The 24179-nt window shown below is 60.7% G+C and carries 22 protein-coding genes; 5 read left to right on the top strand and 17 right to left on the bottom strand.

Features of this window, described 5'->3' with window-relative positions:
• Nucleotides 1-194 precede the first annotated feature (194 nt).
• On the top strand, nucleotides 195-2672 hold the full coding sequence (locus HX814_RS30245; protein WP_177008899.1) for a ligase-associated DNA damage response DEXH box helicase: 2478 nt from the start codon (nucleotides 195-197) through the stop codon (nucleotides 2670-2672).
• A complete protein-coding gene (pdeM, locus tag HX814_RS30240) occupies nucleotides 2672-3328 on the top strand; it encodes a ligase-associated DNA damage response endonuclease PdeM (protein ID WP_003219271.1) in 657 nt (218 codons plus the stop codon). Before HX814_RS30245 ends, pdeM begins: the two co-directional genes overlap by 1 nt.
• A 31-nt stretch (nucleotides 3329-3359) precedes the next feature.
• Here pdeM and HX814_RS30235 read toward each other — a convergent pair whose 3' ends face one another.
• Both HX814_RS30235 and dcd read right to left on the bottom strand, forming a co-directional pair.
• On the bottom strand, nucleotides 3360-3563 hold the full coding sequence (locus tag HX814_RS30235; protein ID WP_003219272.1) for a hypothetical protein: 204 nt from the start codon (nucleotides 3561-3563) through the stop codon (nucleotides 3360-3362).
• Nucleotides 3564-3670: 107 nt separating this feature from the next.
• Entirely contained in the window at nucleotides 3671-4237 is a 567-nt protein-coding gene (dcd, locus tag HX814_RS30230) for a dCTP deaminase (RefSeq protein ID WP_003219273.1), read from the bottom strand.
• Nucleotides 4238-4615: 378 nt separating this feature from the next.
• Between dcd and HX814_RS30225 the strand changes: the two genes are divergently transcribed.
• Nucleotides 4616-4825 (top strand): cold-shock protein, encoded by a 210-nt coding sequence (locus tag HX814_RS30225; RefSeq protein ID WP_002554837.1) that lies wholly within the window; start codon nucleotides 4616-4618, stop codon nucleotides 4823-4825.
• Nucleotides 4826-5030: 205 nt separating this feature from the next.
• Here HX814_RS30225 and rpoS read toward each other — a convergent pair whose 3' ends face one another.
• From rpoS to HX814_RS30185, 8 genes are all read right to left on the bottom strand, one after another.
• Nucleotides 5031-6035: an RNA polymerase sigma factor RpoS gene (gene rpoS, locus HX814_RS30220; RefSeq protein WP_003219274.1), complete on the bottom strand. Its 1005-nt coding sequence runs from the start codon at nucleotides 6033-6035 to the stop codon at nucleotides 5031-5033.
• Nucleotides 6036-6140: 105 nt separating this feature from the next.
• On the bottom strand, nucleotides 6141-6977 hold the full coding sequence (locus HX814_RS30215; protein WP_032898924.1) for a peptidoglycan DD-metalloendopeptidase family protein: 837 nt from the start codon (nucleotides 6975-6977) through the stop codon (nucleotides 6141-6143).
• 210 nt (nucleotides 6978-7187) lie between these two features.
• Complete coding sequence (locus HX814_RS30210) at nucleotides 7188-7823, bottom strand: protein-L-isoaspartate(D-aspartate) O-methyltransferase (protein WP_010176736.1); 636 nt, start codon at nucleotides 7821-7823, stop codon at nucleotides 7188-7190.
• A 41-nt stretch (nucleotides 7824-7864) separates the two neighbouring features.
• On the bottom strand, nucleotides 7865-8614 hold the full coding sequence (surE, locus tag HX814_RS30205) for a 5'/3'-nucleotidase SurE (RefSeq protein WP_003219278.1): 750 nt from the start codon (nucleotides 8612-8614) through the stop codon (nucleotides 7865-7867).
• Nucleotides 8602-9660 (bottom strand): tRNA pseudouridine(13) synthase TruD, encoded by a 1059-nt coding sequence (gene truD, locus HX814_RS30200; RefSeq protein ID WP_003219280.1) that lies wholly within the window; start codon nucleotides 9658-9660, stop codon nucleotides 8602-8604. Before truD ends, surE begins: the two co-directional genes overlap by 13 nt.
• Nucleotides 9657-10130, bottom strand: a complete 474-nt coding sequence (gene ispF / locus HX814_RS30195) for a 2-C-methyl-D-erythritol 2,4-cyclodiphosphate synthase (protein WP_003219282.1) — start codon at nucleotides 10128-10130, stop codon at nucleotides 9657-9659. The genes truD and ispF overlap by 4 nt, the downstream gene beginning before the upstream one ends.
• Nucleotides 10131-10184: 54 nt before the next feature.
• A complete protein-coding gene (fghA, locus tag HX814_RS30190; RefSeq protein ID WP_003219284.1) occupies nucleotides 10185-11030 on the bottom strand; it encodes an S-formylglutathione hydrolase in 846 nt (281 codons plus the stop codon).
• Between the two features lie 8 nt (nucleotides 11031-11038).
• Entirely contained in the window at nucleotides 11039-12151 is a 1113-nt protein-coding gene (locus tag HX814_RS30185) for an S-(hydroxymethyl)glutathione dehydrogenase/class III alcohol dehydrogenase (RefSeq protein WP_003219285.1), read from the bottom strand.
• A gap of 109 nt (nucleotides 12152-12260) precedes the next feature.
• Here HX814_RS30185 and HX814_RS30180 point away from each other — a divergent pair, with 109 nt between their 5' ends.
• The gene (locus HX814_RS30180) at nucleotides 12261-13157 is read left to right on the top strand and encodes a LysR substrate-binding domain-containing protein (RefSeq protein WP_003219287.1); all 897 of its coding nucleotides are present in this window, start codon (nucleotides 12261-12263) and stop codon (nucleotides 13155-13157) included.
• Nucleotides 13158-13226: 69 nt separating this feature from the next.
• On the top strand, nucleotides 13227-16265 hold the full coding sequence (locus HX814_RS30175; protein ID WP_177008898.1) for a dermonecrotic toxin domain-containing protein: 3039 nt from the start codon (nucleotides 13227-13229) through the stop codon (nucleotides 16263-16265).
• A gap of 3 nt (nucleotides 16266-16268) precedes the next feature.
• Here the strand turns inward: HX814_RS30175 and ispD are convergent, their stop codons facing one another.
• From ispD to HX814_RS30140, 7 genes are all read right to left on the bottom strand, one after another.
• Nucleotides 16269-16979, bottom strand: a complete 711-nt coding sequence (ispD, locus tag HX814_RS30170) for a 2-C-methyl-D-erythritol 4-phosphate cytidylyltransferase (protein WP_008432218.1) — start codon at nucleotides 16977-16979, stop codon at nucleotides 16269-16271.
• Nucleotides 16976-17254, bottom strand: coding sequence for a cell division protein FtsB (gene ftsB, locus HX814_RS30165; RefSeq protein ID WP_003219292.1), 279 nt, complete (start codon nucleotides 17252-17254; stop codon nucleotides 16976-16978). The genes ispD and ftsB overlap by 4 nt, the downstream gene beginning before the upstream one ends.
• 171 nt (nucleotides 17255-17425) lie before the next feature.
• On the bottom strand, nucleotides 17426-18715 hold the full coding sequence (eno, locus tag HX814_RS30160; RefSeq protein WP_003219294.1) for a phosphopyruvate hydratase: 1290 nt from the start codon (nucleotides 18713-18715) through the stop codon (nucleotides 17426-17428).
• A 156-nt stretch (nucleotides 18716-18871) separates the two neighbouring features.
• Nucleotides 18872-19717, bottom strand: a complete 846-nt coding sequence (gene kdsA / locus HX814_RS30155) for a 3-deoxy-8-phosphooctulonate synthase (RefSeq protein WP_003219295.1) — start codon at nucleotides 19715-19717, stop codon at nucleotides 18872-18874.
• A 5-nt stretch (nucleotides 19718-19722) separates the two neighbouring features.
• Complete coding sequence (locus HX814_RS30150; protein ID WP_003219298.1) at nucleotides 19723-21354, bottom strand: CTP synthase; 1632 nt, start codon at nucleotides 21352-21354, stop codon at nucleotides 19723-19725.
• A 273-nt stretch (nucleotides 21355-21627) separates the two neighbouring features.
• Nucleotides 21628-22947, bottom strand: coding sequence for a tRNA lysidine(34) synthetase TilS (gene tilS / locus HX814_RS30145; protein WP_177008897.1), 1320 nt, complete (start codon nucleotides 22945-22947; stop codon nucleotides 21628-21630).
• Between the two features lie 175 nt (nucleotides 22948-23122).
• Nucleotides 23123-24070, bottom strand: a complete 948-nt coding sequence (locus HX814_RS30140) for an acetyl-CoA carboxylase carboxyltransferase subunit alpha (RefSeq protein ID WP_003219302.1) — start codon at nucleotides 24068-24070, stop codon at nucleotides 23123-23125.
• Between the last annotated feature and the right edge of the window lie 109 nt (nucleotides 24071-24179).

Here is a 24179-nt window from a genome sequence, read left to right as displayed (position 1 = left end):
AGGCACCGAGTGGTGGGGCAAAGCGTTTTTTGGTTACTTTTTTAGGCGTTTGTAAAAAAGTGACCCGCTGTAAGAGCGGAACCATAGGCAGCCGTTACCTAAATAACGGATATACACCCCGCCCCCAAAAAAATCGCAGTTAAACCTTTCCCCCACCCCAAAGGTCTCTGAATTACCCCCCCAGAGCCCCAAGCATGGCCAAATCCCCCAACTTCGCCAAAGACTGGTTCACCGCCAAGGGCTGGAAACCGTTCGCCTTCCAAAAAGACGTATGGCACGCAGTCAAGGAAGGCCAGTCGGGACTGCTCCACGCCAGCACCGGCGCCGGGAAAACCTACGCCCTGTGGTTCGCCGCCCTCAACCGCTTCGCCATCACCGAAACCACACCCCGCAAACGCAAAGCCCCCGCCGAACCGCTGGCCGTCCTGTGGATCACCCCAATGCGCGCCCTGGCCGCCGACACCGCCCGCGCCCTTGAGGCCCCGCTCGAATCACTGAAAATCCCCTGGACCGTCGGCCTGCGCACCGGCGACACCAGCAGCAGCGAACGCGCCCGCCAAACCCGCCGTCTGCCCACCACCCTGATCACCACCCCGGAAAGCCTCACGCTGATGCTCGCCCGCGCCGACAGCCAGGCCAGCCTGTCGCACCTGCGCATGGTGGTAGTGGACGAATGGCACGAACTGATCGGCAACAAACGCGGCGTGCAATTGCAACTGGCCCTCGCACGCCTTCGGCAATGGCACCCCGACCTGATTGTGTGGGGCATTTCCGCAACCCTGGGTAATCAGGCCCACGCGTTGGAGGTGTTGATCCCACAAGGCGGCGGGATCAACGTCCAAGGCCAAACCACCAAACAGTTGCGAGTAGACACCCTGTTGCCACCGGTTATCGAGCGCTTTCCGTGGGCCGGCCATATCGGCCTGAAAATGCTCCCGCAAGTGGTGGCCGAAGTCGATGCCAGCAGCAGTTGCCTGGTGTTTACCAACACACGGGCACAATCGGAAATCTGGTACCAGGCCCTGCTCGACGCGCGCCCCGACTGGGCCGGAGTGATTGCCCTGCACCACGGCTCGCTGTCCCGGGAAACCCGGGACTGGGTGGAGCGAGCCCTGAAGGAGGGGCAACTGAAGGCCGTGGTGTGTACGTCGAGCCTGGACCTGGGGGTAGATTTCCTGCCGGTGGAACGGGTACTGCAGATTGGCTCGGCCAAGGGCGTAGCCCGGCTGATGCAGCGCGCAGGGCGCTCCGGCCACGCACCGGGCCGGCCGTCGCGGGTCACGCTGGTGCCAACCCACAGCCTGGAAATGGTGGAAGCCGCTGCCGCGCAGGACGCCATCGCTGAACGGCGCATAGAAGCGCGCCAGTCGCCTCACAAACCGTTGGATGTGCTGGTGCAGCATCTGGTGAGCATGGCGCTGGGCGGGGGCTTTGTGCCGGATGAGCTGCTGGCGGAGGTGCGCACCGCGTGGGCCTATCGTGACCTGAGCGCAGCAGATTGGGCCTGGGCCCTGGGTTTCGTGCGCCATGGTGGCCTGTCACTGACGGCCTACCCGGATTACCGCCGGGTCGAGCCGGACGAACACGGCATCTGGCGCGTCCCCGACGCACGCCTGGCGCGGCGCCATCGCATGAGCGTGGGTACGATCGTCAGCGACGCCAGCATCCAGCTGAAATTCTGGAGCAAAGGCGGCGGTGGCAAGACCCTGGGCAGTGTCGAGGAAGGCTTTATTGCACGACTGAAGCCAGGGGATGGTTTCCTGTTCGCCGGCCGCTTGCTGGAGTTGGTACGGGTGGAAAACATGACTGCTTATGTGAAGCGCAGCACCGCGAAAAAGGCTGCCGTGCCACGCTGGAACGGCGGGCGCATGCCTCTTTCCAACGAGCTGGCCCAGGCGGTGGTCGAGCGCTTTGATGCGGCTGCCCACGGTCACTATCTCGGCCCGGAGATGCAAGCGGTGCAACCCTTGCTGGAAACCCAACTGCGCTGGTCCGGACTGCCGACCCGCGATCACTTGCTGGCCGAGGCCCTCAAGTCCCGGGAAGGCTGGCATCTGTTCCTGTATCCGTTTGCCGGGCGCCAGGTGCATCTGGGGCTGGCGAGCCTGCTGGCCTGGCGCGTCAGCCGGCGGCAGGCGGTGACGTTCTCGATTGCGGTCAATGACTATGGGCTGGAACTGCTGAGTGCCACCGAAGTGGATTGGCCTGAGTTATTGGGCGGCGAACTGCTGAGCGCGGATCATCTGCTGGATGACGTGGTAGCCAGCCTGAATGCCGGTGAGCTGGCCCTGCGACGTTTTCGCGAGATCGCGCGGATCGCCGGGCTGGTGTTCGCAGGCTATCCGGGCGCGCCGAAAAGTACGCGTCAGGTCCAGGCTTCCAGCGGTTTGTTCTTTGAGGTATTCAAGCAATATGACCCGCAGAACCTGCTACTGACCCAGGCCGGGGAAGAAGTCCTGCGGGATGAGCTGGATATTCGTCGCCTGGAAGAGACCTTGCGCCACCTGTCTGGGTTGAAGCTGGACCTGCATCACATCAAACGGCCTACGCCGTTGGCCTTTCCGCTGCTGGTGGAACGTTTTCGGGAAAGCCTGAGCTCGGAAAAACTCTCGGAGCGGATTGCGCGGATGGTCAAGGATCTGGAAAAAGTCGCCGATAACGGGAAGCCCTGATGCCCGCTCATTACCCGATACATCTGGCGGAAGAAGCGCTGTGGTTGCTGGCGGACAAGGCGGTGTACTGGCCTGCGAGAAAGTGCCTGCTGATCGCCGACGCGCATTTTGGCAAGGCGTCGGCCTATCGCAGCCTGGGCCAGCCAGTGCCACAGGGCACGACGACGGCCAACCTGCAGCGCCTGGACCGGTTGTTGGCGGCTTTCCCCGGCGCGCAGGTGATCTTTCTCGGCGACTTTCTCCACGGGCCCGGCTCTCACGCCAGCGGCACCCTGAACGCCCTGAGAGCCTGGCGTGAGCGTCATGCAGGTGTGGCGCTCACGCTGATTCGCGGCAACCACGACAAACGCGCTGGAGACCCGCCTGGCGATCTGAATATTGAGGTGGTGACCGAACCCTTGCTGATGGGCCCGTTTGCCTTGCAGCACGAGCCCGACGCCCATGCCAGCCACCATGTGCTGGCCGGGCACGTGCATCCGGTGTATCGCCTGCGGGGCAAGGGCCGGCAAAGCTTGCGCCTGCCGTGCTTCCTGATCGGCAACCAAGTCAGCCTGCTACCGGCGTTCGGCGCTTTTACCGGGGGTTATTCAGTGACGCAGGAAGAAGGCAGCCGGATCTTCGTGATCGGAGACCAGGAAGTATGGCCAGTGCGTTGAGCAACTGACCATTGGCGACGCGTGCAGGAAATCAGGCCACAGGGGCGGGAGGCGGTTCGTCAGGGAGAGTGGGTTCGCCAGGCTCTTCAGGCTGGTTGGGCCAGGGATCATCGGGACCTGGCTGGCCGGGAATGCCGCCTGCGGCGGGATCGGCCATCAAGGACCAGGCCATCACACCAATCTGGTTGGGTTCAAGCCGGGCGAGTTCGGCGCTGATTCGCGGATCGAGCTTCATAGGGGACTCCTCAAGCGTGGCCCGGCGCGTTGTGCACGCGTCGGGGCAGTACACCCAATAGAGTGCATGCCCGCTGACAAATTCCCTTAGCCTGTAAGACGATTCGATCAAGTGCGTGGGAGAGTGACGCCGCGCTGGCCCTGATACTTGCCGCCACGGTCCTTATAGGACACTTCGCACTCTTCGTCGGATTCGAAGAACAGCATCTGCGCCACGCCTTCGTTGGCGTAGATTTTTGCCGGCAAGGTGGTGGTGTTGGAGAACTCCAGGGTGACGTGCCCTTCCCATTCCGGCTCCAGCGGCGTCACGTTGACGATGATGCCGCAGCGCGCGTAGGTGCTTTTGCCCAGGCAGATAGTCAGGACATTACGCGGGATACGGAAGAATTCGACGGTGCGCGCCAGGGCAAAGGAGTTTGGCGGGATGATGCAGACGTCGCTCTTGACGTCGACGAAGCTTTTTTCGTCGAAGTTTTTCGGATCGACGGTTGCCGAGTTGATGTTGGTGAACACCTTGAACTCATCGGCGCAGCGTACGTCGTAGCCGTAGCTGGAAACCCCGAACGAGATCAGCCGCTCAGCGCCTTCGCCACGCATCTGGCGCTCCACGAAGGGCTCGATCATGCCGTGCTCTTGCGCCATGCGGCGAATCCACTTGTCCGATTTGATGCTCATGGCGGGTGTCCTGAATAGCGAGGTGAAAAAATTCTGTTGGGCATCTTACCGGGGCTGGCCCCGTGGTTCAAAGGGGCGGCTGTTTTTCTTGGCGCCGCGCAGCCCCTGCTGGGCGGGGCGCACCTTCAATCGTGGGGTGTTGGTGCGGTATCAGGGTGCCGCCAGTCACGAAAATAGAGAAACCTTCGGAAATACCATTGGCACGTTCCGGAAAAAGGGTTAAGGTGGCGCCACTGTGCTGCTTGTGTCACTGAGAATCTCTACACGATATGTTGAATTTCGATCCAACCATCTCCAAGAATTTTTCCTGCTCTTTGCACTCAGTCTCGGCCAGGGCTTTTCCTGAGTCGCAGTTAACTTTGTCCAAGGAGATACACCATGTCTAATCGCCAAACTGGTACCGTTAAGTGGTTCAACGATGAAAAAGGCTTCGGCTTCATCACTCCACAATCCGGTGACGACCTGTTCGTTCACTTCAAAGCTATCCAATCCGACGGCTTCAAAAGCCTGAAAGAAGGCCAACAGGTTTCTTTCATCGCTACCCGCGGTCAGAAAGGCATGCAAGCTGAAGAAGTTCAAGTTATCTAACTTGTACTGATTTAGTCGAAAAGCCCCGCCCTCAAAAGCGGGGCTTTTTTTGTGCTCGGGATTTGCCAATCACACGATGTAATTCCATGCACAAAAAAATGTGGGAGCGGGCTTGCTCGCGAAAGCGGTGAATCAGTCGCCAGATAGGCTGACTGAAACACCGTATTCGCGAGCAAGCCCGCTCCCACATTTCATCCTGCGTCGCTTATTGAAACAACGACTCACTCGACAAGCCATTCTTCTCGAGGATCTCGCGCAAGCGCTTGAGGCCCTCGACCTGGATCTGCCGCACCCGCTCACGGGTCAAGCCAATCTCCAGGCCAACATCTTCCAGGGTGCTGCTTTCGTGGCCGCGCAGCCCGAAGCGGCGAATCACCACCTCACGCTGTTTGTCCGTCAGCTCCGAAAGCCACTGGTCGATGCTTTGCGACAGATCGTCGTCCTGCAGCAACTCACATGGGTCCGTAGGACGATCATCGGTCAGGGTGTCCAGCAGGGTTTTATCCGAATCCGGACCCAGCGAGACATCGACGGAAGACACTCGCTCATTGAGACCGAGCATGCGCTTGACCTCTCCCACCGGTTTTTCCAGCAGGTTGGCGATTTCTTCAGGCGAAGGTTCATGATCGAGTTTCTGTGTCAGCTCACGCGCCGCCCGCAGGTAGACGTTGAGCTCCTTGACCACATGGATCGGCAACCGGATCGTACGGGTCTGATTCATGATCGCCCGTTCGATGGTCTGACGAATCCACCAGGTGGCGTAGGTCGAAAAGCGGAAGCCCCGCTCAGGGTCGAACTTTTCCACCGCCCGGATCAGGCCGAGATTGCCCTCTTCGATCAAGTCCAACAGGGACAGCCCACGATTGACGTAGCGTCGGGCGATTTTCACCACCAGTCGCAGGTTGCTTTCAATCATGCGCTTGCGCCCAGCCGGATCGCCCTTTTGCGACAAGCGCGCAAAATGGACTTCTTCTTCGGGAGTGAGCAGAGGGGAAAAGCCGATTTCATTGAGGTACAACTGAGTCGCGTCGAGCGCCCGTGTGTAATCAATGTACTTGTGTTGCTTTAACGCGGTGGAGTTCTTGGATTTGGTGCGAACTGAAGGTACAGCAGGTCCCTCATTCGACATCGATTCCGTATCGATGACAGTCTCCATAAGGAGAACCTCATCGTCGATGTCAAACTCCGGCGCTTCTTTACTGAGAGCCATTGTTATAGTCCTTTGGTGAGTTCGACCTCAAGCTCAAGCGACGCCTTTATCCTTGGCAACGCTGGAGCCTGTTCCTACTACGTGAGGAACAGGCTGTGCAACACATCAACGACGGGGAAGGAATTGCAGCGGATCAACAGGCTTCCCTTGGCGGCGAATCTCAAAGTGCAGTTTCACCCGGTCTGTACCAGTTGACCCCATTTCGGCAATTGTCTGTCCGACTTTGACCTGCTGCCCCTCCCGAACCAACAGCCTGCGGTTGTGACCGTAGGCACTGACGTAGGTATCGCTGTGTTTGATGATGACCAGCTCGCCGTAGCCCCGTAAACCACTCCCGGCGTACACCACTGTCCCATCAGACGCAGCTAAAACAGGCTGTCCCAAATCCCCGGCGATATCAATGCCTTTATTCAAACTACCGTTTGAAGAGAATTTTCCAATAAGGATGCCATTTGAGGGCCATCCCCAGCCGGTCGGTGCGGGCCCCGCCGGCGGCATCGGCGCAGGTGCCGGCTTGCTCGCAACGCTAGGCGCGGCGGTACCTGCAGGCCGGGTGATGATGGTGGTCTTGCTCGAAGACGACGGCGAAGAAGCCGTGTTTGTGACTACCGCGGTCGGTGTTGAACCGGTTCGTCCATCGAAACGAATGGTCTGACCTGGATGTATCGTGTACGGCACAGGGATGTTGTTACGGGCGGCGAGCGCCTTGTAGTCCCAGCCATAACGAAAGGCGATCGAGAACATCGTATCGCCCTTGCGCACGACGTATTGGCCAGTGGTAACGGTAGGTTTCTGCGGTACCGCATTATTGCGGTCGACCACCCGCGCGCCACCGGATGGCGTGCTTGAACAAGCCGCCAGCAAGGAACTCAAGACAAGGCCAATCACCAGTCGCTGAAAGCTTGTTTGACTCATACGCTGTGCAATGACCGTGAGACTCACCCGCCGCTCCCTTTGTGGTGGCTGACTATGAACGCCTGTATCAGGCTTGAAATATGACGCAAGTATAACTGGCCGTTGGGTTTTTACTGGAAACACGACTCTAAAGAAAATTTCATCATGTTTAACTCCGACGGCTGATCATGTGGACTCAACAGACCCCGCTGTAAGACACATACCCGGCAATAGAATTCAGTACGCAGGAATAATTGATCAGGCCAGCGGACCGTTGAGCAGCGGGACAAAACGCACGGCGCCGAGCACATGCCGGGAAAAGCCCTCTTCCTCGCGAATGATCAACATTAATTGTTGCACTTCGCCGGAGCCCACCGGAATCACCAGGCGCCCGCCGGGAGCCAGTTGATCGAGCAAGGCCTGGGGCACGTCGGTCGCCACCGCGGTGACGATAATGCCGTTGTATGGCGCCAGTGCCGGCCAGCCTTCCCAGCCATCACCCCAACGGAACACCACGTTGCGCAGGTTCAACTCCACCAGGCGTTCCTTGGCCCGGTCTTGCAACACCTTGATGCGCTCCACGGAAAACACCCGCTCCACCAGCTGCGACAACACGGCCGTCTGGTAGCCGGAGCCGGTGCCGATTTCCAGCACCTTGTCCAGCGGGCCCGCCGCCAGCAGCAACTCACTCATCCGCGCCACCATATAGGGCTGGGAGATGGTCTGGTTGTGGCCGATGGGCAAGGCTGTGTCTTCATAGGCGCGGTGCGCCAGGGCTTCATCGACAAACAGATGCCGCGGGGTACGCCGGATGACTTCCAGCACCTGGGCATTGGACAGCCCTTCTTCATACAGGCGCTGGATCAATCGCTCGCGGGTGCGCTGGGAGGTCATCCCGATGCCCCGGCGCAGCAGGTCGTCTTGTTCACGAGCCATCAGCGCAGCCCCTCCAGCCAGCCATCGAGGCTACTGAAGGCATCACTGAAGGTGCGATCGAGTTGCAACGGGGTAATCGAGACATAACCTTGCATCACCGCATGAAAGTCAGTGCCCTCGCCACCGTCCTCGGCATCGCCGGCAGCGGCAATCCAGTACCCTTCCCTGCCACGCGGGTCGACCACCTTCAGCGGCGCTGCCGCACGGGCACGGTGGCCGAGGCGGGTCAGCTGGATACCGCGAATGTGGTCCAGGGGCAGATTGGGAATATTGACGTTGAGCACCGTGCGCGGCGGCAGGACCAGGGTGTCATGGGCCTCCACCAACTTGCGGGCGAAATACGCCGCAGTCGCCAGGTTGTCCAGTTGACGGGACGCAAACGAAAAAGCGAACGAGGTCCGACCGAGGAAGCGCCCTTCAAGGGCTGCCGCCACCGTACCGGAATACAGCACGTCGTCACCCAGGTTGGCGCCCAGGTTGATCCCGGAAACCACCAGGTCCGGCTCGCGGTCCAGCAGGCTGTTGATCGCCAGGTGCACGCAGTCGGTCGGCGTGCCATTCACGCTGATAAAGCCGTTGGGCAACGTCTGTGTATGCAACGGACGGTCGAGCGTCAGCGAGCTGCTGGCGCCGCTTTTGTCCTGGTCCGGGGCAACCACCACGCACTCGGCGTAATCCGCCAGCGCAGCATGAAGCGCGGCAAGGCCGGGTGCAGTGACCCCGTCGTCGTTAGATATCAGAATACGCATGGGCTGTCCGTCTGCCCCACCGGCACCAGATCTACAAGCTCGCGCACCAAGACAGTGGCGAAGCATCCAGCCGGCAGGACGAATTCCAATTGCAGAATGTCAGGTTCGGGATAATGCCACGTCAACCCGCCAATGGGCAGTCGAAGAATGCGACGTTCCTGGCTCATGCCGGCATTCACCAGCCAATCCCGCAGTTCGGCTTCACCGTCGGCAATCGCCTGTTCCAGCGCGAAGGTTGCTCCCGCCGCCGGCGAATCACCTTCGCCCCACTGCGGGCCGGTGGGATGCAGGTCGAGGATTGCCAGGCGCGGGTCGCTGCATTCAGCCTCCCCCGCCGGGAAAAAGCTGCGGCTGTCGGTAAACGCCAGCAAGTCACCGACCTGGGCGCGCTGCCAGGAACCGTCGGCCACCCGCGCCGCCAGCACTTTATTGAACAGGAAGCTGCGGGCCGTCGAGAGCAGGCGCGAACGCACATTGCGCTGCTCCGGCAAGGCCTTGCGCGCCGCCCAGTCACGGGCATCGACGACGTTGCCGCCGTTATGGCCGAAACGCTGGGCGCCGAAATAGTTGGGAATGCCTTGCCGGGCGATCAGTTGCAGGCGGGCGTCGATGGCCGCCGCATCCCCGGCAAACTGGGTCAGGCGCAAGGTAAAGCCGTTGGCCGAATGCGCGCCGCGCTGCAGCTTGCGCTTGTGACGGCCGGTCTTGAGGATCTTCAGGGTGTCGTTTTCAGCCGCGCTCAGGTCCGGGTCCGCCTTGCCCGGCAACTGCACGCTGAACCACTGGCGTGTCAGCGCCTGGCGGTCCTTGAGCCCGGCGTAGCTGACGGTACGCAACGGCACTCCCGCCGCCTTGGCAATCCGCCGCGCCGCCTCTTCGGTATTCAGGCCGCGCTTTTCCACCCACAACCACAGGTGTTCACCCTCGCCGGTCAGCGGGATATCCAGCACTTCATCCACCTGGAAGTCTTCAGCGGTGGCCTTCAGAACAGCGCTGCCCAAGGCCTCGCCATAGGCACGCGGGCCCAGCAGTTGCAGATCATTCATGCGCGCAGCAACAAGGCAACGGAGTGCACGGCAATGCCCTCTTCGCGACCGGTAAACCCGAGCTTTTCGGTGGTGGTGGCTTTTACGTTCACTTGATCCAACTCAACTTGAAGATCCGCGGCAATCAGCGCGCGCATCGTTTCGATATGCGGGGCCATCTTGGGCGCCTGGGCGACGATGGTGTTGTCGACGTTGCCGACCTTCCAGCCCTTGGCATGGATCAAGCCGACCACGTGACGCAACAGCACACGGCTGTCCGCGCCCTTGAAGGTCGGGTCGGTGTCCGGAAAGTGCTTGCCGATGTCGCCCAACGCAGCTGCGCCGAGCAAGGCATCGCTCAAGGCATGCAGCACCACGTCGCCGTCGGAATGAGCCAGCAACCCGTGGTGGTGCGCGATCCGCACGCCGCCCAGGGTGATGAAATCGCCTTCGGCGAAACGGTGCACATCATAGCCGTGGCCAATACGCATAAAAAAACGCCCCGATTTAATTCAGGGCGTGATTCTACCTACTTTTGCCTCACATTAACCGAGCAAAGCGCGCGCGTGATGGCGTAAATGGTCTTCGATGAAGCTGGCGATAAAGAAGTAGCTGTGGTCATAGCCCGGTTGCAGGCGCAGCTCCAGCGGATGGTTCGCCGCCCTGGCCGCCTGTTGCAACGCTTCAGGCTTGAGCTGCACCGCGAGGAAATCGTCGCGGTCGCCCTGGTCCACCAGCAATGGCAGCTTTTCCGAGGCTTCGCTGATCAACACGCAGGCATCCCATTCGCGCCATTTCGAGCGCTCTTCGCCGAGGTAGCGGGAGAATGCCTTCTGGCCCCACGGGCAATCCATCGGGTTGTTGATCGGCGAGAACGCCGACACCGACTGATAACGCCCCGGGTTGCGCAAGGCACACACCAGCGCGCCGTGGCCGCCCATGGAGTGGCCGCTGATCCCGCGTTTGGCCGACGCCGGGAAATGCGCCTCGACCAATGCAGGCAACTCCTGCACCACGTAGTCATGCATCCGATAGTGCTGGGCCCAGGGCTCCTGGGTGGCGTTCAGGTAGAAACCGGCGCCCAGGCCAAAGTCCCAGGCGTTGTCCGGATCACCCGGCACACCGGGGCCGCGCGGGCTGGTGTCCGGCGCAACAATGATCAACCCCAGCTCGGCTGCCATGCGTTGCGCGCCGGCCTTCTGCATGAAGTTCTCATCGGTGCAGGTCAGCCCCGACAGCCAGTACAGCACCGGCAATTTGCCGCCCTGCTCCGCTTGCGGCGGCAGGTACACGGCGAAGGTCATGTCGCAACCCAGCACGTCGGAATGATGCTTGTAGCGTTTATGCCAGCCGCCGAAGCTTTTCTGGCACGACAGGTTTTCCAGACTCATGGCCGACCTCAGAAGTGAATGACGGTGCGGATGCTCTTGCCTTCATGCATCAGGTCAAACGCCTTGTTGATATCTTCCAGGCCCATGGTGTGGGTGATGAACGTATCCAGCGGGATTTCACCGGTCTGGGCCATTTCCACATAGCTTGGCAACTCGCTGCGACCGCGCACGCCGCCGAACGCCGAACCGCGCCAGACGCGGCCGGTGACCAGTTGGAACGGACGGGTAGCAATTTCCTGGCCGGCGCCGGCCACGCCGATGATCACCGACTCGCCCCAACCTTTGTGGCAGCACTCAAGGGCCGCACGCATCAGCTGGACATTGCCGATGCACTCGAAGGAAAAGTCGACGCCGCCGTCGGTCAAATCGACGATCACGTCCTGGATCGGGCGGTCGTAGTCTTTCGGGTTGATGCAGTCGGTGGCACCCAGCTGCCTGGCGATTTCAAACTTGGCCGGGTTGATGTCGATGGCAATGATGCGGCCGGCCTTGGCTTTCACCGCGCCGATCACCGCCGACAGGCCGATGCCGCCCAGGCCGAAGATGGCCACGGTGTCGCCTGGCTTGACCTTGGCGGTGTTGATCACTGCACCGATACCGGTTGTGACGCCACAGCCCAGCAGGCAGACTTTTTCCAGCGGCGCTTCTTTGGGAATCTTCGCTACGGAGATTTCCGGCAGCACGGTGTATTCGGAGAAGGTCGAAGTGCCCATGTAGTGGAAAATCGGCTGGCCCTTGTAGGAAAAGCGCGAAGTACCGTCGGGCATCAGGCCTTTGCCCTGGGTGGCGCGAATCGCCTGGCAGAGGTTGGTCTTGCCCGACAGGCAGAATTTGCACTTGCCGCATTCCGGGGTGTACAGCGGGATCACGTGGTCGCCCACCGCCACCGAGGTCACGCCTTCGCCGATGGCTTCAACCACGGCGCCGCCCTCGTGGCCGAGGATCGACGGGAAAATGCCTTCCGGGTCCGCGCCCGACAGGGTGTAGGCATCGGTATGGCACACACCGGACGCCACCACCCGCAACAGCACCTCGCCCGCCTTGGGCATGGCCACATCCACTTCAACGATCTCGAGGGGTTTCTTGGCTTCGAAGGCTACGGCCGCGCGGGACTTGATCATCCGGTTTCTCCATCGGGTTAAAAACGTAAGACCGGCAGTGTAAAACATGCTCATCTGATTAATAATCCAGACAAAAGCAAAACATTATTGCCGCACAGGGACAATCAGCATGCTGGAAAACCGCTGGGAGGGCATCGACGAGTTCGTCGCCGTGGCCGAATGCAGCCAATTCACCGCGGCCGCCGAGCGCCTGGGCGTGTCGTCGTCCCATATCAGCCGCCAGGTCGCGCGACTGGAAGAGCGCCTGCAAACACGCTTGCTGTATCGCAGCACGCGCAAGGTGACACTGACCGAAGCCGGCCAGACCTTCCTGCAACATTGCCAGCGATTGCAGGACGGTCGCGAAGAAGCCTTGCGCGCCGTGGGCGACCTGGCCAGCGAGCCCAAGGGAATGTTGCGCATGACCTGCGCAGTGGCTTACGGCGAGCGTTTTATCGTGCCGCTGGTGACGCGGTTCATGGCGCTTTATCCGCAATTGCGCGTGGACGTGGAATTGACCAACCGCCAGCTGGACCTGGTGCACGAAGGCCTGGACCTGGCGATTCGCCTCGGGCGCCTGGCGGATTCGCGCATGGTTGCCAGCCGCCTCGCGCCGCGGCGTATGTACCTGTGCGCGTCACCGTCCTACCTGGCCAGGTACGGGCGGCCACATAGCTTGTCGGAGTTAAGCCGGCATAACTGCCTGATCGGCAGCTCGGATATTTGGCAACTGGCCCAGGACGGGCGCGAATTTTCCCAGCGGGTACAGGGAAACTGGCGCTGCAACAGCGGGCAAGCGGTGCTGGATGCGGCCCTGCAAGGTGTCGGTCTTTGCCAGTTGCCGGACTATTACGTGCTGGAGCATTTGCACAGCGGCGCACTGGTGTCGTTACTCGAAGCCCATCAACCGCCCAACACCGCGGTTTGGGCGCTGTACCCGCAACAACGCCACCTTTCGCCCAAGGTGCGAAAACTGGTGGACTTTCTCAAGGAGGGCCTGGGCAACCATCCCGTCTACCTGCGATAGACAGCTACCGCCCATGCAGCGCCTGAGTGCCGGTAAATAGCCTTTTTTACTGCGTAACCAGGCACCCCCATGATAACCAACGGCCCGCAACTCCAGCGCATCAGTCATTTCGTTCGCAAGGTCCTGGCGGATTTCCCCGTACCTTCGCAAATCGCCGCCCAGTTGATCCGCGAGCGGGTACAGCCCCTCAGCCAGGTCGAGTTCGACCCGGATACCACCCTCCTCGCCACCCTCGAATACAACACCGACAATCCCAATGCGGCCTTCACCGCCGTGGTGATCCAGTCGATGTCGCTGACCGAGGCCATGGTCTGCAATGCGCCCCAGCCCCCGGGCGGCATGCTCAATACCACCGGGTTTTCCACCACTGCACCTTATTTCAATATTGTCAGCGAGCTGCCGCGCTTGATGGATAACCGGATTCCGGCAATGTTCAACGAAGAGTTCATCGTCTCGGGCTGGATCCCGCCAAGGCGTTATGAGGCGCTGTATCTGCAAAGCCAGCCCCAGGTTTACGACCCGAGCACGCAGCTGCAGATTTCACCAAAAACCTTCAGGCACATCGTTAACTCAAGCCATTTCGAACAAACCTACGACGAGGCGATCGGCAAGTTCTGGAGCAGCCACCGGGAAAACTACAACACCCTGATGCGCATCGCGTTCACCAAAGCCTATCTGGAACAGTTCCATGAGTTCACCCTGACCGTGGCAGAGAGACAGCTGGCGGCACGGGCGGCGGGAATCGGCATCGACAAGAACCACGACAACCTCACCCTGGAGGATTTCCAGGAGCCCTATCGCCTCGACCCAAACCTGTCCCTGCGGCTATTGCGCGTTCACAACAGCGAATCCACCGACATCCTGACCATCACCGATAACCAAAGCCAGGTGACCCTGCTCTATATCCCGGGCAACTCCTCGCCCTTCCATGGGTTCAATAACCCGGCAGACATGCGCAGTTGGCTGGTGGAAACGGCAAGGGACGCCACTCAACGCAAGGTACTGACCCAACACTTCGATGAGGACGCCATCGATTCCGGCCTGATCTACAGCGGCGTGGAAGAGGCTCTGGTGGGGATGGCAGTGTTTCCGAAGCCGGCAACCTCCCCGGGCTTGTTCAACAGCCTGCGGGCAGATAACTACTGGGATCCTGAGCAATACATTAATAACCCGATGTACCCGGCACTGGGCAGTAATCCGTTTGAGTTCATCGCCCGGCAGATCAGGGTTCGCCTCGCAAAAATGGCGGCACGAAGCTTTATTTCACCCCTGGATACGCTGAAGGCCGACACCCTGGATGCCCTGGAAAAAGCCTGCATCCTGGCGATTCCCGTGGCACTGGCCATGGGCAATGCGTTACTGGCGGAATTTTGCTTCTTGACCTCCGGCGCGACCGAAATGGTGGTAGGTACCGACGACCTGCTGCGCGGCAAACCCCAGGGGAAGGCGCGCATTGTATTTGGCGCGCTTAACGCGCTGCCGGTGGTCGCCCATGGTGTTGCCAAGGGCCTCAAGGGCCTCGAAAACCTGCGCCCCACCCTGGGCCCGGCAGTCCGCCAGGATGCGGGCCGGATCAGCGTCACCGCCATCAACGAGACCTCCGTTGCGGGCAGCACTGAGACCCGCACCCTGAGCCCACGGATAAGCCCCAACGGGATGCAGACCCTCCGGATTCACGGCGACCTGTACCTGACTTTCAAGACTCCCAATGAATCCGGCTTCTTCGAACTGTTCGTGATGGCCCCAAACGCGCCGAACACTCTGCAATCCACCGGCCTGTATGCCATCCAGAGCGCCGATCTGAAATGGCGCACGGCCGGGCTGGCTGGCGGAGGCGCATTTCGCAATGCCTGGCAACGGGTCTACACACTGTTCGGCGGCCCGGAACACGCGACGTTCTACAGTGCCTACGAGATGCCACCACTTGCTCGCGAGACCGTTTCGGAGATGCTCACCGATACCAGTTCGTTTTCGGAAAACCTTGAACCTACGGGTAGTGGCGCCCAGCCAATCAAAGACACCCGCAAGTTGTTTTTCGAGAAAAGAACCAAACTGTCTGAAGACGCCACGGTGTTCTTTGCCAACCTGCCGTTTTCACCGATGCGGCCCGTGCTTCCACGGTTCAGCCTGAATGAATCGCAGCCGAGCATCATCCAAAAACTGCTGCACGCCAGCGACGGCCTGGTGATCGGCGAAAGCCACGGAGCGCTGTCGAGCAAGGCGTTTCTGATCGACAACATGCAGCTGCTGGCCAGCCAAGGCGTCAAACGCATCTATTTCGAGCACCTGCTGACGGACGTACACATGCCCTTGCTCAAGGCGTTCTACCGTACCCGAAGCGCGGTGATGCCCGAGGAACTCAAGGGCTTCCTCAACAATATCTACCCGCCTTTGCGCGACCAGCACTACTCGTTCGTCAACATCGTCACCAAAGCTCGTGACGCCAGGATAAAAATCCAGCCGATCGACTGCACCGTCAGCTATATGCTCCGCGACCTGCCGGACACCGCCGACAACATGCGCCAACGCATGATGAACTACTACGCCACCGAAGTGATTCAATGGACACAGACCACCAAGGCGCGCCCCGGCAAATGGGTTGCACTGGTGGGTGACAGCCATACCAATACCTACAACGGCATTCCTGGAATCGCCGAACTCACCGGTAGCATTGGCCTGCGGATCGAAGATGCAGCGGCTGGCGGACACCTGGGCATCGAAGTGGACACCGGGCGCACCGCCAGCCTGGGCATTGGCAAGGGTGAGGGAACGGTCAAGGCCCATCTGGTCCTGCGGGTGGACAACGCCACTTTGCAGCGCCTGGCGCAACCGGTGCCTGGCCCCTCCCAGCCCCCGGCCAAAACGCCACAGACGCAGTTGACCAAACCCGGCCAATTCATGTTGACCTCAGCCACCGCTACGACCCCCGCACGCGTTCACTACCGTTCACGCCGAGGCGACGTACGCCATTTCAGGATCGATCAGCAGGGCAGCCGGTACGCCATCAGCGCACCCGGTTGGGCCGTGGACGGTAAACCGTTCGACAGCATTCAGGCGCTGGTGGATGAGTTCAAGGCCCCGGCCGGGCTTGAACAAGTGACGGGGTGACCGTCAGGAAGACTGGAAAGCCCGGCGCTGGCGCAGCCATTCAAGGTCTTCCGGGCGGGTGACCTTGAGGTTGTCGGAACGGCCTTCGATCAGGCGAGGCGCATGCCCGGCCCATTCCATGGCCGAGGCTTCGTCGGTGATGACCACGTCCGAGACCAGGCTGTCGGCCAAGGCCCGGTGCAGCGCGCCAAGGTGGAACATCTGCGGGGTGTAGGCCTGCCAGATCGGCGTGCGATCAACCGTTTCCAACACACGCCCGTGCTTGTCGGCGCGCTTGAGGGTGTCCCGCGCCGGCACGGCCAGCAGCCCACCCACGCTGTCGTCGGCCAGTTCAAAGAGCAACTTGTCCAGGTCATCGCGGCTGAGGTTCGGCCGGGCGGCGTCATGCACCAGCACCCAATCGTCATCGCTCGCGCCCTGGCCGTGCAGGTAAAGCAAGGCATTGAGGACCGAACCCGAGCGCTCTTCGCCGCCGTCAACGCGCACAATGCGTGGGTCGGTGGCGCAAGCCAGGGTCGGCCAGTAAGGGTCATCCATCGCAACGCTGACCACCAGCCCCTTGAGGCCCGGATGATCGAGGAAACAGCCAAGGCTGTGTTCGAGAATAGTGCGCCCACCCAATTGCAAGTACTGCTTGGGACGGTCCGCGGCCATACGGGCACCCACGCCCGCGGCAGGAATCACGGCCCAGAAGGCCGGTGACGAAATGCTCATTGGGCCAACTGGTAGAGGGTTTCGCCCTCCTTGACCATGCCCAACTCATGGCGAGCCCGCTCTTCAACGGTCTCCATGCCTTTCTTCAATTCAAGTACTTCGGCATCGAGCACGCGATTGCGCTCCAGCAACACCTCGTTTTCGGCGTGCTGTGCGGCAATTTGCTGGGTCAGTTCGGTGACCTGCGCCAAGCTGCCATTCCCCACCCAAAGGCGGTACTGCAGGCCAGCCAGCAGCAAGAGCAAGACGAGGAACAACCAATTGGGACTGCGCATCGAATATCGGGTATCCAGTGAAAAAAGACAGCCATGCAAAACTTTTGCAGCAACTGATAGCACGAAGCCTGGAAAAACCAGGCTTGTGCTTGTTAGTCATGAGATTAGCGCCGAAATTCACGCTGCCGTGATTTTTCCGACGTAATCCGCTGACCTTTTACCATTTAACAATCAGCCGCGAAACTCGCTGCGACCGTTGTACTTGGCTTTGCCGCCCAGTTGCTCTTCGATACGCAGCAATTGGTTGTACTTGGAAACGCGGTCGGAACGGCACAGGGAACCGGTCTTGATCTGCCCAGCCGAAGTGCCCACGGCCAGGTCGGCAATGGTCGAGTCTTCGGTTTCGCCGGAGCGGTGGGAGATCACGGCGGTGTAGCCCGCAGCCTTGGCCATCTGGATGGCTTCCAGGGTTTCGGTCAGGGTGCCGATCTGGTTGAACTTGATCAGGATCGAGTTGGCGATCTTTTTGTCGATGCCTTCTTTCAGGATCTTGGTGTTGGTCACGAACAGGTCGTCGCCCACCAGCTGGATCTTCTCGCCGATCTTGTCGGTCAACACTTTCCAGCCAGCCCAGTCGGACTCGTCCAGGCCGTCTTCGATCGAGATGATCGGGTAGCGCTCGGTCAGGCCCTTGAGGTAGTCAGCAAAACCTTCCGAGGTGAAGACGTGGCCTTCGCCGGACAGGTTGTACTTGCCGTCTTCGTAGAATTCGCTGGCCGCGCAGTCCAGGGCCAGGGTCACGTCGGTGCCCAGCTTGTAGCCAGCGTTGGCCACGGCTTCGGAGATCACTTTCAGTGCGTCTTCGTTGGACGCCAGGTTCGGCGCGAAACCACCTTCGTCACCCACTGCAGTGCTCAGGCCACGGGCCTTCAGCACAGCCTTGAGGTGATGGAAAATCTCGGTGCCCATGCGCAGGCCTTCGGAGAAAGTCTTGGCGCCAACCGGCTGCACCATGAATTCCTGGATGTCGACGTTGTTATCAGCGTGCTCGCCACCGTTGATGATGTTCATCATCGGAACCGGCATCGAGTAGACACCCGGAGTGCCGTTCAGGTTGGCGATGTGGGCGTACAGCGGCAGGTCCTGGTCCTGTGCAGCAGCCTTGGCAGCGGCCAGGGACACGGCGAGGATGGCGTTGGCGCCCAGGCTGCCTTTGTTTTCGGTACCGTCGAGCTTGATCATCGCGTGATCGAGGGCTTTCTGGTCAAGTGGATCCTTGCCCAGCAGCAGGTCGCGGATCGGGCCATTGATGTTGGCCACCGCCTTGAGTACACCCTTGCCCAGGTAACGGCTCTTGTCGCCATCACGCAGTTCCAGTGCTTCGCGGGAACCTGTGGAAGCACCGGACGGCGCGCAGGCGCTGCCGATGATGCCGTTATCGAGAAGCACGTCGGCTTCGACGGTAGGGTTGCCACGGGAGTCGAGAACTTCACGACCTTTGATGTCGACGATTTTTGCCATTGTTGTAAACACTCCAAAGTTGACGAAAACGACGCAGCTGAAGGAAATCTTTTGACCGACCGCAAGGGTGGAACAACGGGCAGGCTTGCAGGCGACAAGGCTCAGGCCTGCGGGCCTGAGCGTAAAGCGAGGGAAAGTCTACCGGAGAAATGGCGCTTACGCGGTCTCTACCGTCGGAAAACTCTTGACCAGGTCGTCCAACTGCTTCAACTGGGCCAGGAATGGCTCCAGCTTGTCCAGGCGCAGGGCGCATGGGCCGTCGCACTTGGCGTTGTCCGGGTCCGGGTGGGCTTCCAGGAACAAACCTGCCAGGGACTGGCTGATGCCGGCCTTGGCCAGGTCCAGTACCTGGGCACGGCGCCCGCCAGCGGAATCGGCGCGACCACCGGGCATTTGCAGCGCGTGGGTCACGTCGAAGAACACTGGGTATTCGAACTGTTTCATGATGCCGAAACCGAGCATGTCCACCACGAGGTTGTTGTAGCCGAAGCTCGAACCACGCTCGCAGAGGATCAACTGGTCGTTACCCGCTTCCACGCACTTGTTCAGGATATGTTTCATTTCCTGAGGCGCGAGGAACTGGGCTTTCTTGATATTGATCACAGCGCCGGTCTTGGCCATCGCGACCACGAGGTCGGTCTGGCGCGACAGGAAGGCCGGCAACTGGATGATGTCGCACACCTCGGCAACCACGGCAGCCTGCTCAGGCTCGTGGACGTCGGTGATGATCGGCACGCCGAAGGCTTGCTTGATGTCCTGGAAGATCCGCATGCCTTCTTCAAGGCCCGGGCCGCGGTAGGAGGTCACGGACGAACGGTTGGCCTTGTCGAAGCTGGCCTTGAATACGTAGGGGATACCGAGTTTCTCGGTCACCTTCACGTACTCTTCACAGACCTGCATCGCCATGTCGCGGCTTTCCAGCACGTTCATGCCGCCGAACAGCACCATGGGCTTGTCGTTGGCAATCTCGATGTCGCCTACGCGAATGATCTTCTGGGCCATCAGGTTTACGCCTTCTTCTGATGTTGCGTCAGTGCTGCTTTAACGAAGCCGCTGAACAACGGGTGACCGTCGCGCGGGGTCGAGGTGAACTCCGGGTGGAACTGGCAAGCCACGAACCATGGATGATCCGGTGCTTCAACCACTTCAACCAGCGCGCCATCACCGGAACGACCGGAGATTTTCAGGCCGGCTTCCATGATTTTCGGCAGCAGGTTGTTGTTCACTTCGTAGCGGTGACGGTGACGCTCGACAATCACGTCCTTGCCGTAGCAATCGTGAACCAGGGACCCCGGCTCCAGCAGGCAATCCTGCGCGCCGAGGCGCATGGTGCCGCCCAGGTCGGAGGCTTCGGTACGGGTTTCGACGGCGCCGGTGGCATCTTCCCACTCGGTGATCAGGCCCACGACCGGATGGCCGCTGGTGCGATCGAACTCGGTGGAGTTGGCGTCTTTCCAGCCCATTACGTTACGGGCGAACTCGATGACCGCCACTTGCATGCCCAGGCAGATACCCAGGTACGGCACCTTGTTCTCACGAGCGTACTGGACGGCAGTGATCTTGCCTTCCACGCCACGCAGACCGAAGCCGCCCGGAACCAGGATGGCGTCAACGCCTTCCAGCAACGCGGTGCCCTGGTTCTCGATGTCTTCGGAGTCGATGTAGCGCAGGTTGACCTTGGTACGGTTGCTGATGCCCGCGTGGCTCATCGCTTCGATCAGCGACTTGTAGGCGTCCAGCAGTTCCATGTACTTGCCGACCATGGCGATGGTGACTTCATGCTCAGGGTTGAGCTTGGCGTCGACCACGGCTTCCCACTCGGACAGATCGGCGCCGCCACACTGCAGGCCGAAGCGCTCGACGACAAAATCATCCAGGCCCTGGGAATGCAGGATGCCCGGGATCTTGTAGATGGTGTCGGCGTCTTCCAGGGCGATTACCGCACGTTCTTCAACGTTGGTGAACTGGGCGATCTTGCGACGGGACGCGATGTCGATCGCGTGGTCGGAGCGGCACACCAGCACGTCCGGCTGCAGGCCGATGGAACGCAGTTCCTTGACCGAGTGCTGGGTAGGCTTGGTTTTGGTTTCGCCGGCGGTGGCGATGTACGGCACCAGCGTCAGGTGCATCAGCATCGCGCGCTTGGCGCCGACTTCGAAACGCAACTGGCGGATGGCTTCGAGGAACGGTTGGGATTCGATGTCACCCACGGTGCCACCGATCTCGACCATCGCCACGTCGGCATCGCCTGCACCCTTGATGATGCGGCGCTTGATTTCGTCGGTGATGTGCGGGATCACCTGGATGGTTGCACCCAGGTAGTCACCACGGCGCTCCTTGCGCAGCACGTGCTCGTAGACACGGCCGGTGGTGAAGTTGTTGTTCTGGGTCATGGTCGTGCGGATGAACCGCTCGTAGTGGCCCAGGTCCAGGTCGGTCTCGGCGCCGTCGTGGGTGACGAACACTTCACCGTGCTGGAACGGGCTCATGGTGCCCGGGTCAACGTTGATGTACGGGTCCAGCTTGAGCATGGTGACCTTAAGTCCCCGCGCCTCCAGGATGGCCGCCAATGAAGCGGAGGCAATGCCTTTCCCCAATGAAGAAACAACACCGCCCGTGACGAATATGTAGCGCGTCATGAAAAACCCTAGAAGTCTGCGTTAAAGCGGTCCGAGCCGCCGGGGAAAGCGAAGGAAGGCCGAAGCCCCCGATCACCTGCATTAATCACAGTGCACCTTTCAAAAAAACCGCCGCGTTGTGACAGACCAGCAATGAAACACCGGTACGTTGATCGCTACACATTTTTTGGAATCGCCCAGCAAAGACTGCTTGGTAATCGGCAACTGCTGCGATTCAGGCGAATCCACAGAAGTTGTATCAAGAAGGGAGCGTAGTCTACCGGAAAGGCTCTATCAGCTCAAACCTTGATCGCAGGTTGGTGGCATCCAATGTAATTGCCAGCCGGTACCGCCACCCGCCGCAAGCCCCGGCAGGTTGGCCACAGCCAGCAATTGCTGGCCCTGATACAGCAGCGGCAATCTGCCACGGATGAAGCCTGGCACCGCACTTTCGTTAAGCAAGCGCTTCAGGTCGCGCCGGCCCCGGCCTGGCAATTCCATGATTTCACCGCCCTGGCGATAACGGATGCTCAGGGGGCCTTCGGGTGCACTGCCGCTGAAGCGCACTTGGCCGTTACCGGGTAACTGTAGTGGGTTTTGCGGGCGCGGCCAGCTCACCGATGCGTCAGAAAATTCCGACCAACTGGCAGGTAACCACCAGATAAGTCCACCACAACGGTGCAATTGACCGTCGGCCAGGCGCCACAGTGGCTGTGCATCGTGTTTGGCGTCGCGCAAGGTCGCCCAGCCGGTCCAGTGGTCGCTGTCGGGCAAGCGTGTCAGCGGTGTCAGCCAGTGCCTAAGTGCGTTGCGCTGGCGGGCCTCGGAGAGCGCGGCAAGCGGTTCAAGGGTCAGCGAAGGCAATGCCAGCCAGGGAAACACCGGGTGCTGGCTGGCGGCCAGCAGGTCCATCTGCGCCAGTTCGTCGAGCAGCCCCTGGGCTTCGCTCAAATGTTCAGCGCCACGGGCCATGGTGCTGACGGCCTGGGGCCACCGCTCGGTCAACTGCGGGAAAACATGGTGGCGCAGGTAATTGCGGGAGAAACGCGGATCAGCGTTCGACGGGTCTTCGATCCAGGTCAATTGATGTTCACGGGCGTAGGCTTCAAGCTCGGCGCGAGACACATCCAGCAAGGGTCGCACCAGATAGCCATCTGCCAAAGGGCGCTGCGCGGGCATTGCCGCCAGGCCACGCACGCCAGCCCCACGCAACAGCCGAAACAGTAAGGTTTCTGCCTGATCGTCACGGTGCTGGCCCGTGACCAGCAACTCCCCTGCCCCGGTGACCTCGGCAAACGCCTGATACCGCGCGTCACGGGCCGCGCGCTCCAGGCTTGCACCTTGTTGCACTTGCACGCGGATCACCCGCAGAGGCACGCACAAGGCGTCGCACACGGACTGGCAATGGGCCGGCCACGCATCCGCCGCAGCTTGCAGCCCATGATGAACATGAATAACGCTGAGTGGCGGAAGCTTGTCGGTTTTGGCCAGAGTGGCCAGGAGGTGCAGCAGGACGGTGGAGTCGAGGCCGCCGGAGAAGGCGATGTGCCAGGCCGGGGCGTTGCGCCAGGGGGCGAGGATTTGCAGGAGCTTGGCGGTTAAGGTGGGCTTCATAGCAAAGTACGCCATCAAACTGGAATGCGGTAACCAGCATACACAAGGCAAATGCGGGAGCGGGCTTGCTCGCGAATGCAGTGTGTCAGTCGCCAACTATCTTGACTGAATCACCGCCTTCGCGAGCAAGCCCGCTCCCACACAAGCCAGCTCCCGCATTTAGTAACGCGTCGGCTTAGAGACCGTAGCTCATCAGGCGCTCGTAACGACGGGCCAGCAGCGCCTCGTTGTCGAACTTCTTGAGCATCGCCAGCTGCGAGCTGAGTTCGGCACGAATGGTCGCGGCAGCGGCAGCCGGGTCACGGTGGGCGCCGCCCAATGGCTCGGCGATCACTTTATCCACGATACCCAGGCCTTTCAGGCGATCGGCAGTGATGCCCATGGCTTCCGCGGCATCCGGTGCCTTCTCGGCGGTTTTCCACAGGATCGAGGCGCAACCTTCCGGCGAGATCACCGCGTAGGTGGAATATTGCAGCATGTTCAGCTGGTCGCAGACGCCAATCGCCAATGCGCCGCCGGAACCGCCTTCGCCGATCACGGTAGCGATGATTGGCGTCTTCAGGCGAGCCATCACCCGCAGGTTCCAGGCAATCGCTTCGCTCTGGTTGCGCTCTTCAGCGTCGATACCCGGGTAGGCGCCCGGGGTGTCGATGAAGGTCAGGATCGGCATCTTGAAGCGCTCGGCCATTTCCATCAGGCGACAGGCCTTGCGGTAGCCTTCAGGGCGCGGCATGCCGAAGTTGCGGCGGACTTTCTCGCGCACTTCACGGCCTTTCTGGTGACCGATGACCATCACTGGCTGGTCGTCCAGGCGAGCGATACCGCCCACGATGGCGGCATCGTCGGAGAAGTGACGGTCGCCGTGCAGCTCATCGAACTCGGTAAAGATATGGTCGATGTAGTCCAGGGTGTACGGACGGCGCGGGTGGCGGGCCAGGCGCGCGATCTGCCAGCTGGTCAGCTTGCCGAAGATGTCTTCGGTAAGCGTGCTGCTCTTGTCTTGCAGGCGAGCGATTTCATCGCCGATATTCAGCGAATTGTCATTGCCGACCAGGCGCAGCTCTTCGATCTTGGCTTGCAGGTCAGCGATCGGCTGTTCGAAATCAAGAAAATTCGGGTTCATAAGCGTCCGTCTTGGGTCGACGGCCAAGGAGTGCCTGGCCAGCCGGTTGTCTATTCGCGCCCTACCTTAAGGGAGAGGCGCGGTTAGGTCGAGATTAAATGTTCGGTCG

Origin of the sequence: Pseudomonas sp. C8002 (assembly GCF_013385765.1) — a bacterium.
In the GTDB taxonomy this organism is placed as follows: Bacteria; Pseudomonadota; Gammaproteobacteria; order Pseudomonadales; family Pseudomonadaceae; genus Aquipseudomonas.
This window is presented reverse-complemented; position numbering and strand designations above follow the sequence as displayed.

Excerpts from the sequence above, each read along its gene's own strand:
- HX814_RS30245 (WP_177008899.1), top strand. The coding sequence starts at position 195 with ATGGCCAAATCCCCCAACTTCGCCAAAGACTGGTTCACCGCCAAGGGC.
- pdeM (WP_003219271.1), top strand. The coding sequence starts at position 2,672 with ATGCCCGCTCATTACCCGATACATCTGGCGGAAGAAGCGCTGTGGTTG.
- HX814_RS30235 (WP_003219272.1), bottom strand. The coding sequence starts at position 3,563 with ATGAAGCTCGATCCGCGAATCAGCGCCGAACTCGCCCGGCTTGAACCC.
- dcd (WP_003219273.1), bottom strand. The coding sequence starts at position 4,237 with ATGAGCATCAAATCGGACAAGTGGATTCGCCGCATGGCGCAAGAGCAC.
- HX814_RS30225 (WP_002554837.1), top strand. The coding sequence starts at position 4,616 with ATGTCTAATCGCCAAACTGGTACCGTTAAGTGGTTCAACGATGAAAAA.
- rpoS (WP_003219274.1), bottom strand. The coding sequence starts at position 6,035 with ATGGCTCTCAGTAAAGAAGCGCCGGAGTTTGACATCGACGATGAGGTT.
- HX814_RS30210 (WP_010176736.1), bottom strand. The coding sequence starts at position 7,823 with ATGACCTCCCAGCGCACCCGCGAGCGATTGATCCAGCGCCTGTATGAA.
- surE (WP_003219278.1), bottom strand. The coding sequence starts at position 8,614 with ATGCGTATTCTGATATCTAACGACGACGGGGTCACTGCACCCGGCCTT.
- truD (WP_003219280.1), bottom strand. The coding sequence starts at position 9,660 with ATGAATGATCTGCAACTGCTGGGCCCGCGTGCCTATGGCGAGGCCTTG.
- ispF (WP_003219282.1), bottom strand. The coding sequence starts at position 10,130 with ATGCGTATTGGCCACGGCTATGATGTGCACCGTTTCGCCGAAGGCGAT.
- fghA (WP_003219284.1), bottom strand. The coding sequence starts at position 11,030 with ATGAGTCTGGAAAACCTGTCGTGCCAGAAAAGCTTCGGCGGCTGGCAT.
- HX814_RS30185 (WP_003219285.1), bottom strand. The coding sequence starts at position 12,151 with ATGATCAAGTCCCGCGCGGCCGTAGCCTTCGAAGCCAAGAAACCCCTC.
- HX814_RS30180 (WP_003219287.1), top strand. The coding sequence starts at position 12,261 with ATGCTGGAAAACCGCTGGGAGGGCATCGACGAGTTCGTCGCCGTGGCC.
- HX814_RS30175 (WP_177008898.1), top strand. The coding sequence starts at position 13,227 with ATGATAACCAACGGCCCGCAACTCCAGCGCATCAGTCATTTCGTTCGC.
- ispD (WP_008432218.1), bottom strand. The coding sequence starts at position 16,979 with ATGAGCATTTCGTCACCGGCCTTCTGGGCCGTGATTCCTGCCGCGGGC.
- ftsB (WP_003219292.1), bottom strand. The coding sequence starts at position 17,254 with ATGCGCAGTCCCAATTGGTTGTTCCTCGTCTTGCTCTTGCTGCTGGCT.
- eno (WP_003219294.1), bottom strand. The coding sequence starts at position 18,715 with ATGGCAAAAATCGTCGACATCAAAGGTCGTGAAGTTCTCGACTCCCGT.
- kdsA (WP_003219295.1), bottom strand. The coding sequence starts at position 19,717 with ATGGCCCAGAAGATCATTCGCGTAGGCGACATCGAGATTGCCAACGAC.
- HX814_RS30150 (WP_003219298.1), bottom strand. The coding sequence starts at position 21,354 with ATGACGCGCTACATATTCGTCACGGGCGGTGTTGTTTCTTCATTGGGG.
- tilS (WP_177008897.1), bottom strand. The coding sequence starts at position 22,947 with ATGAAGCCCACCTTAACCGCCAAGCTCCTGCAAATCCTCGCCCCCTGG.
- HX814_RS30140 (WP_003219302.1), bottom strand. The coding sequence starts at position 24,070 with ATGAACCCGAATTTTCTTGATTTCGAACAGCCGATCGCTGACCTGCAA.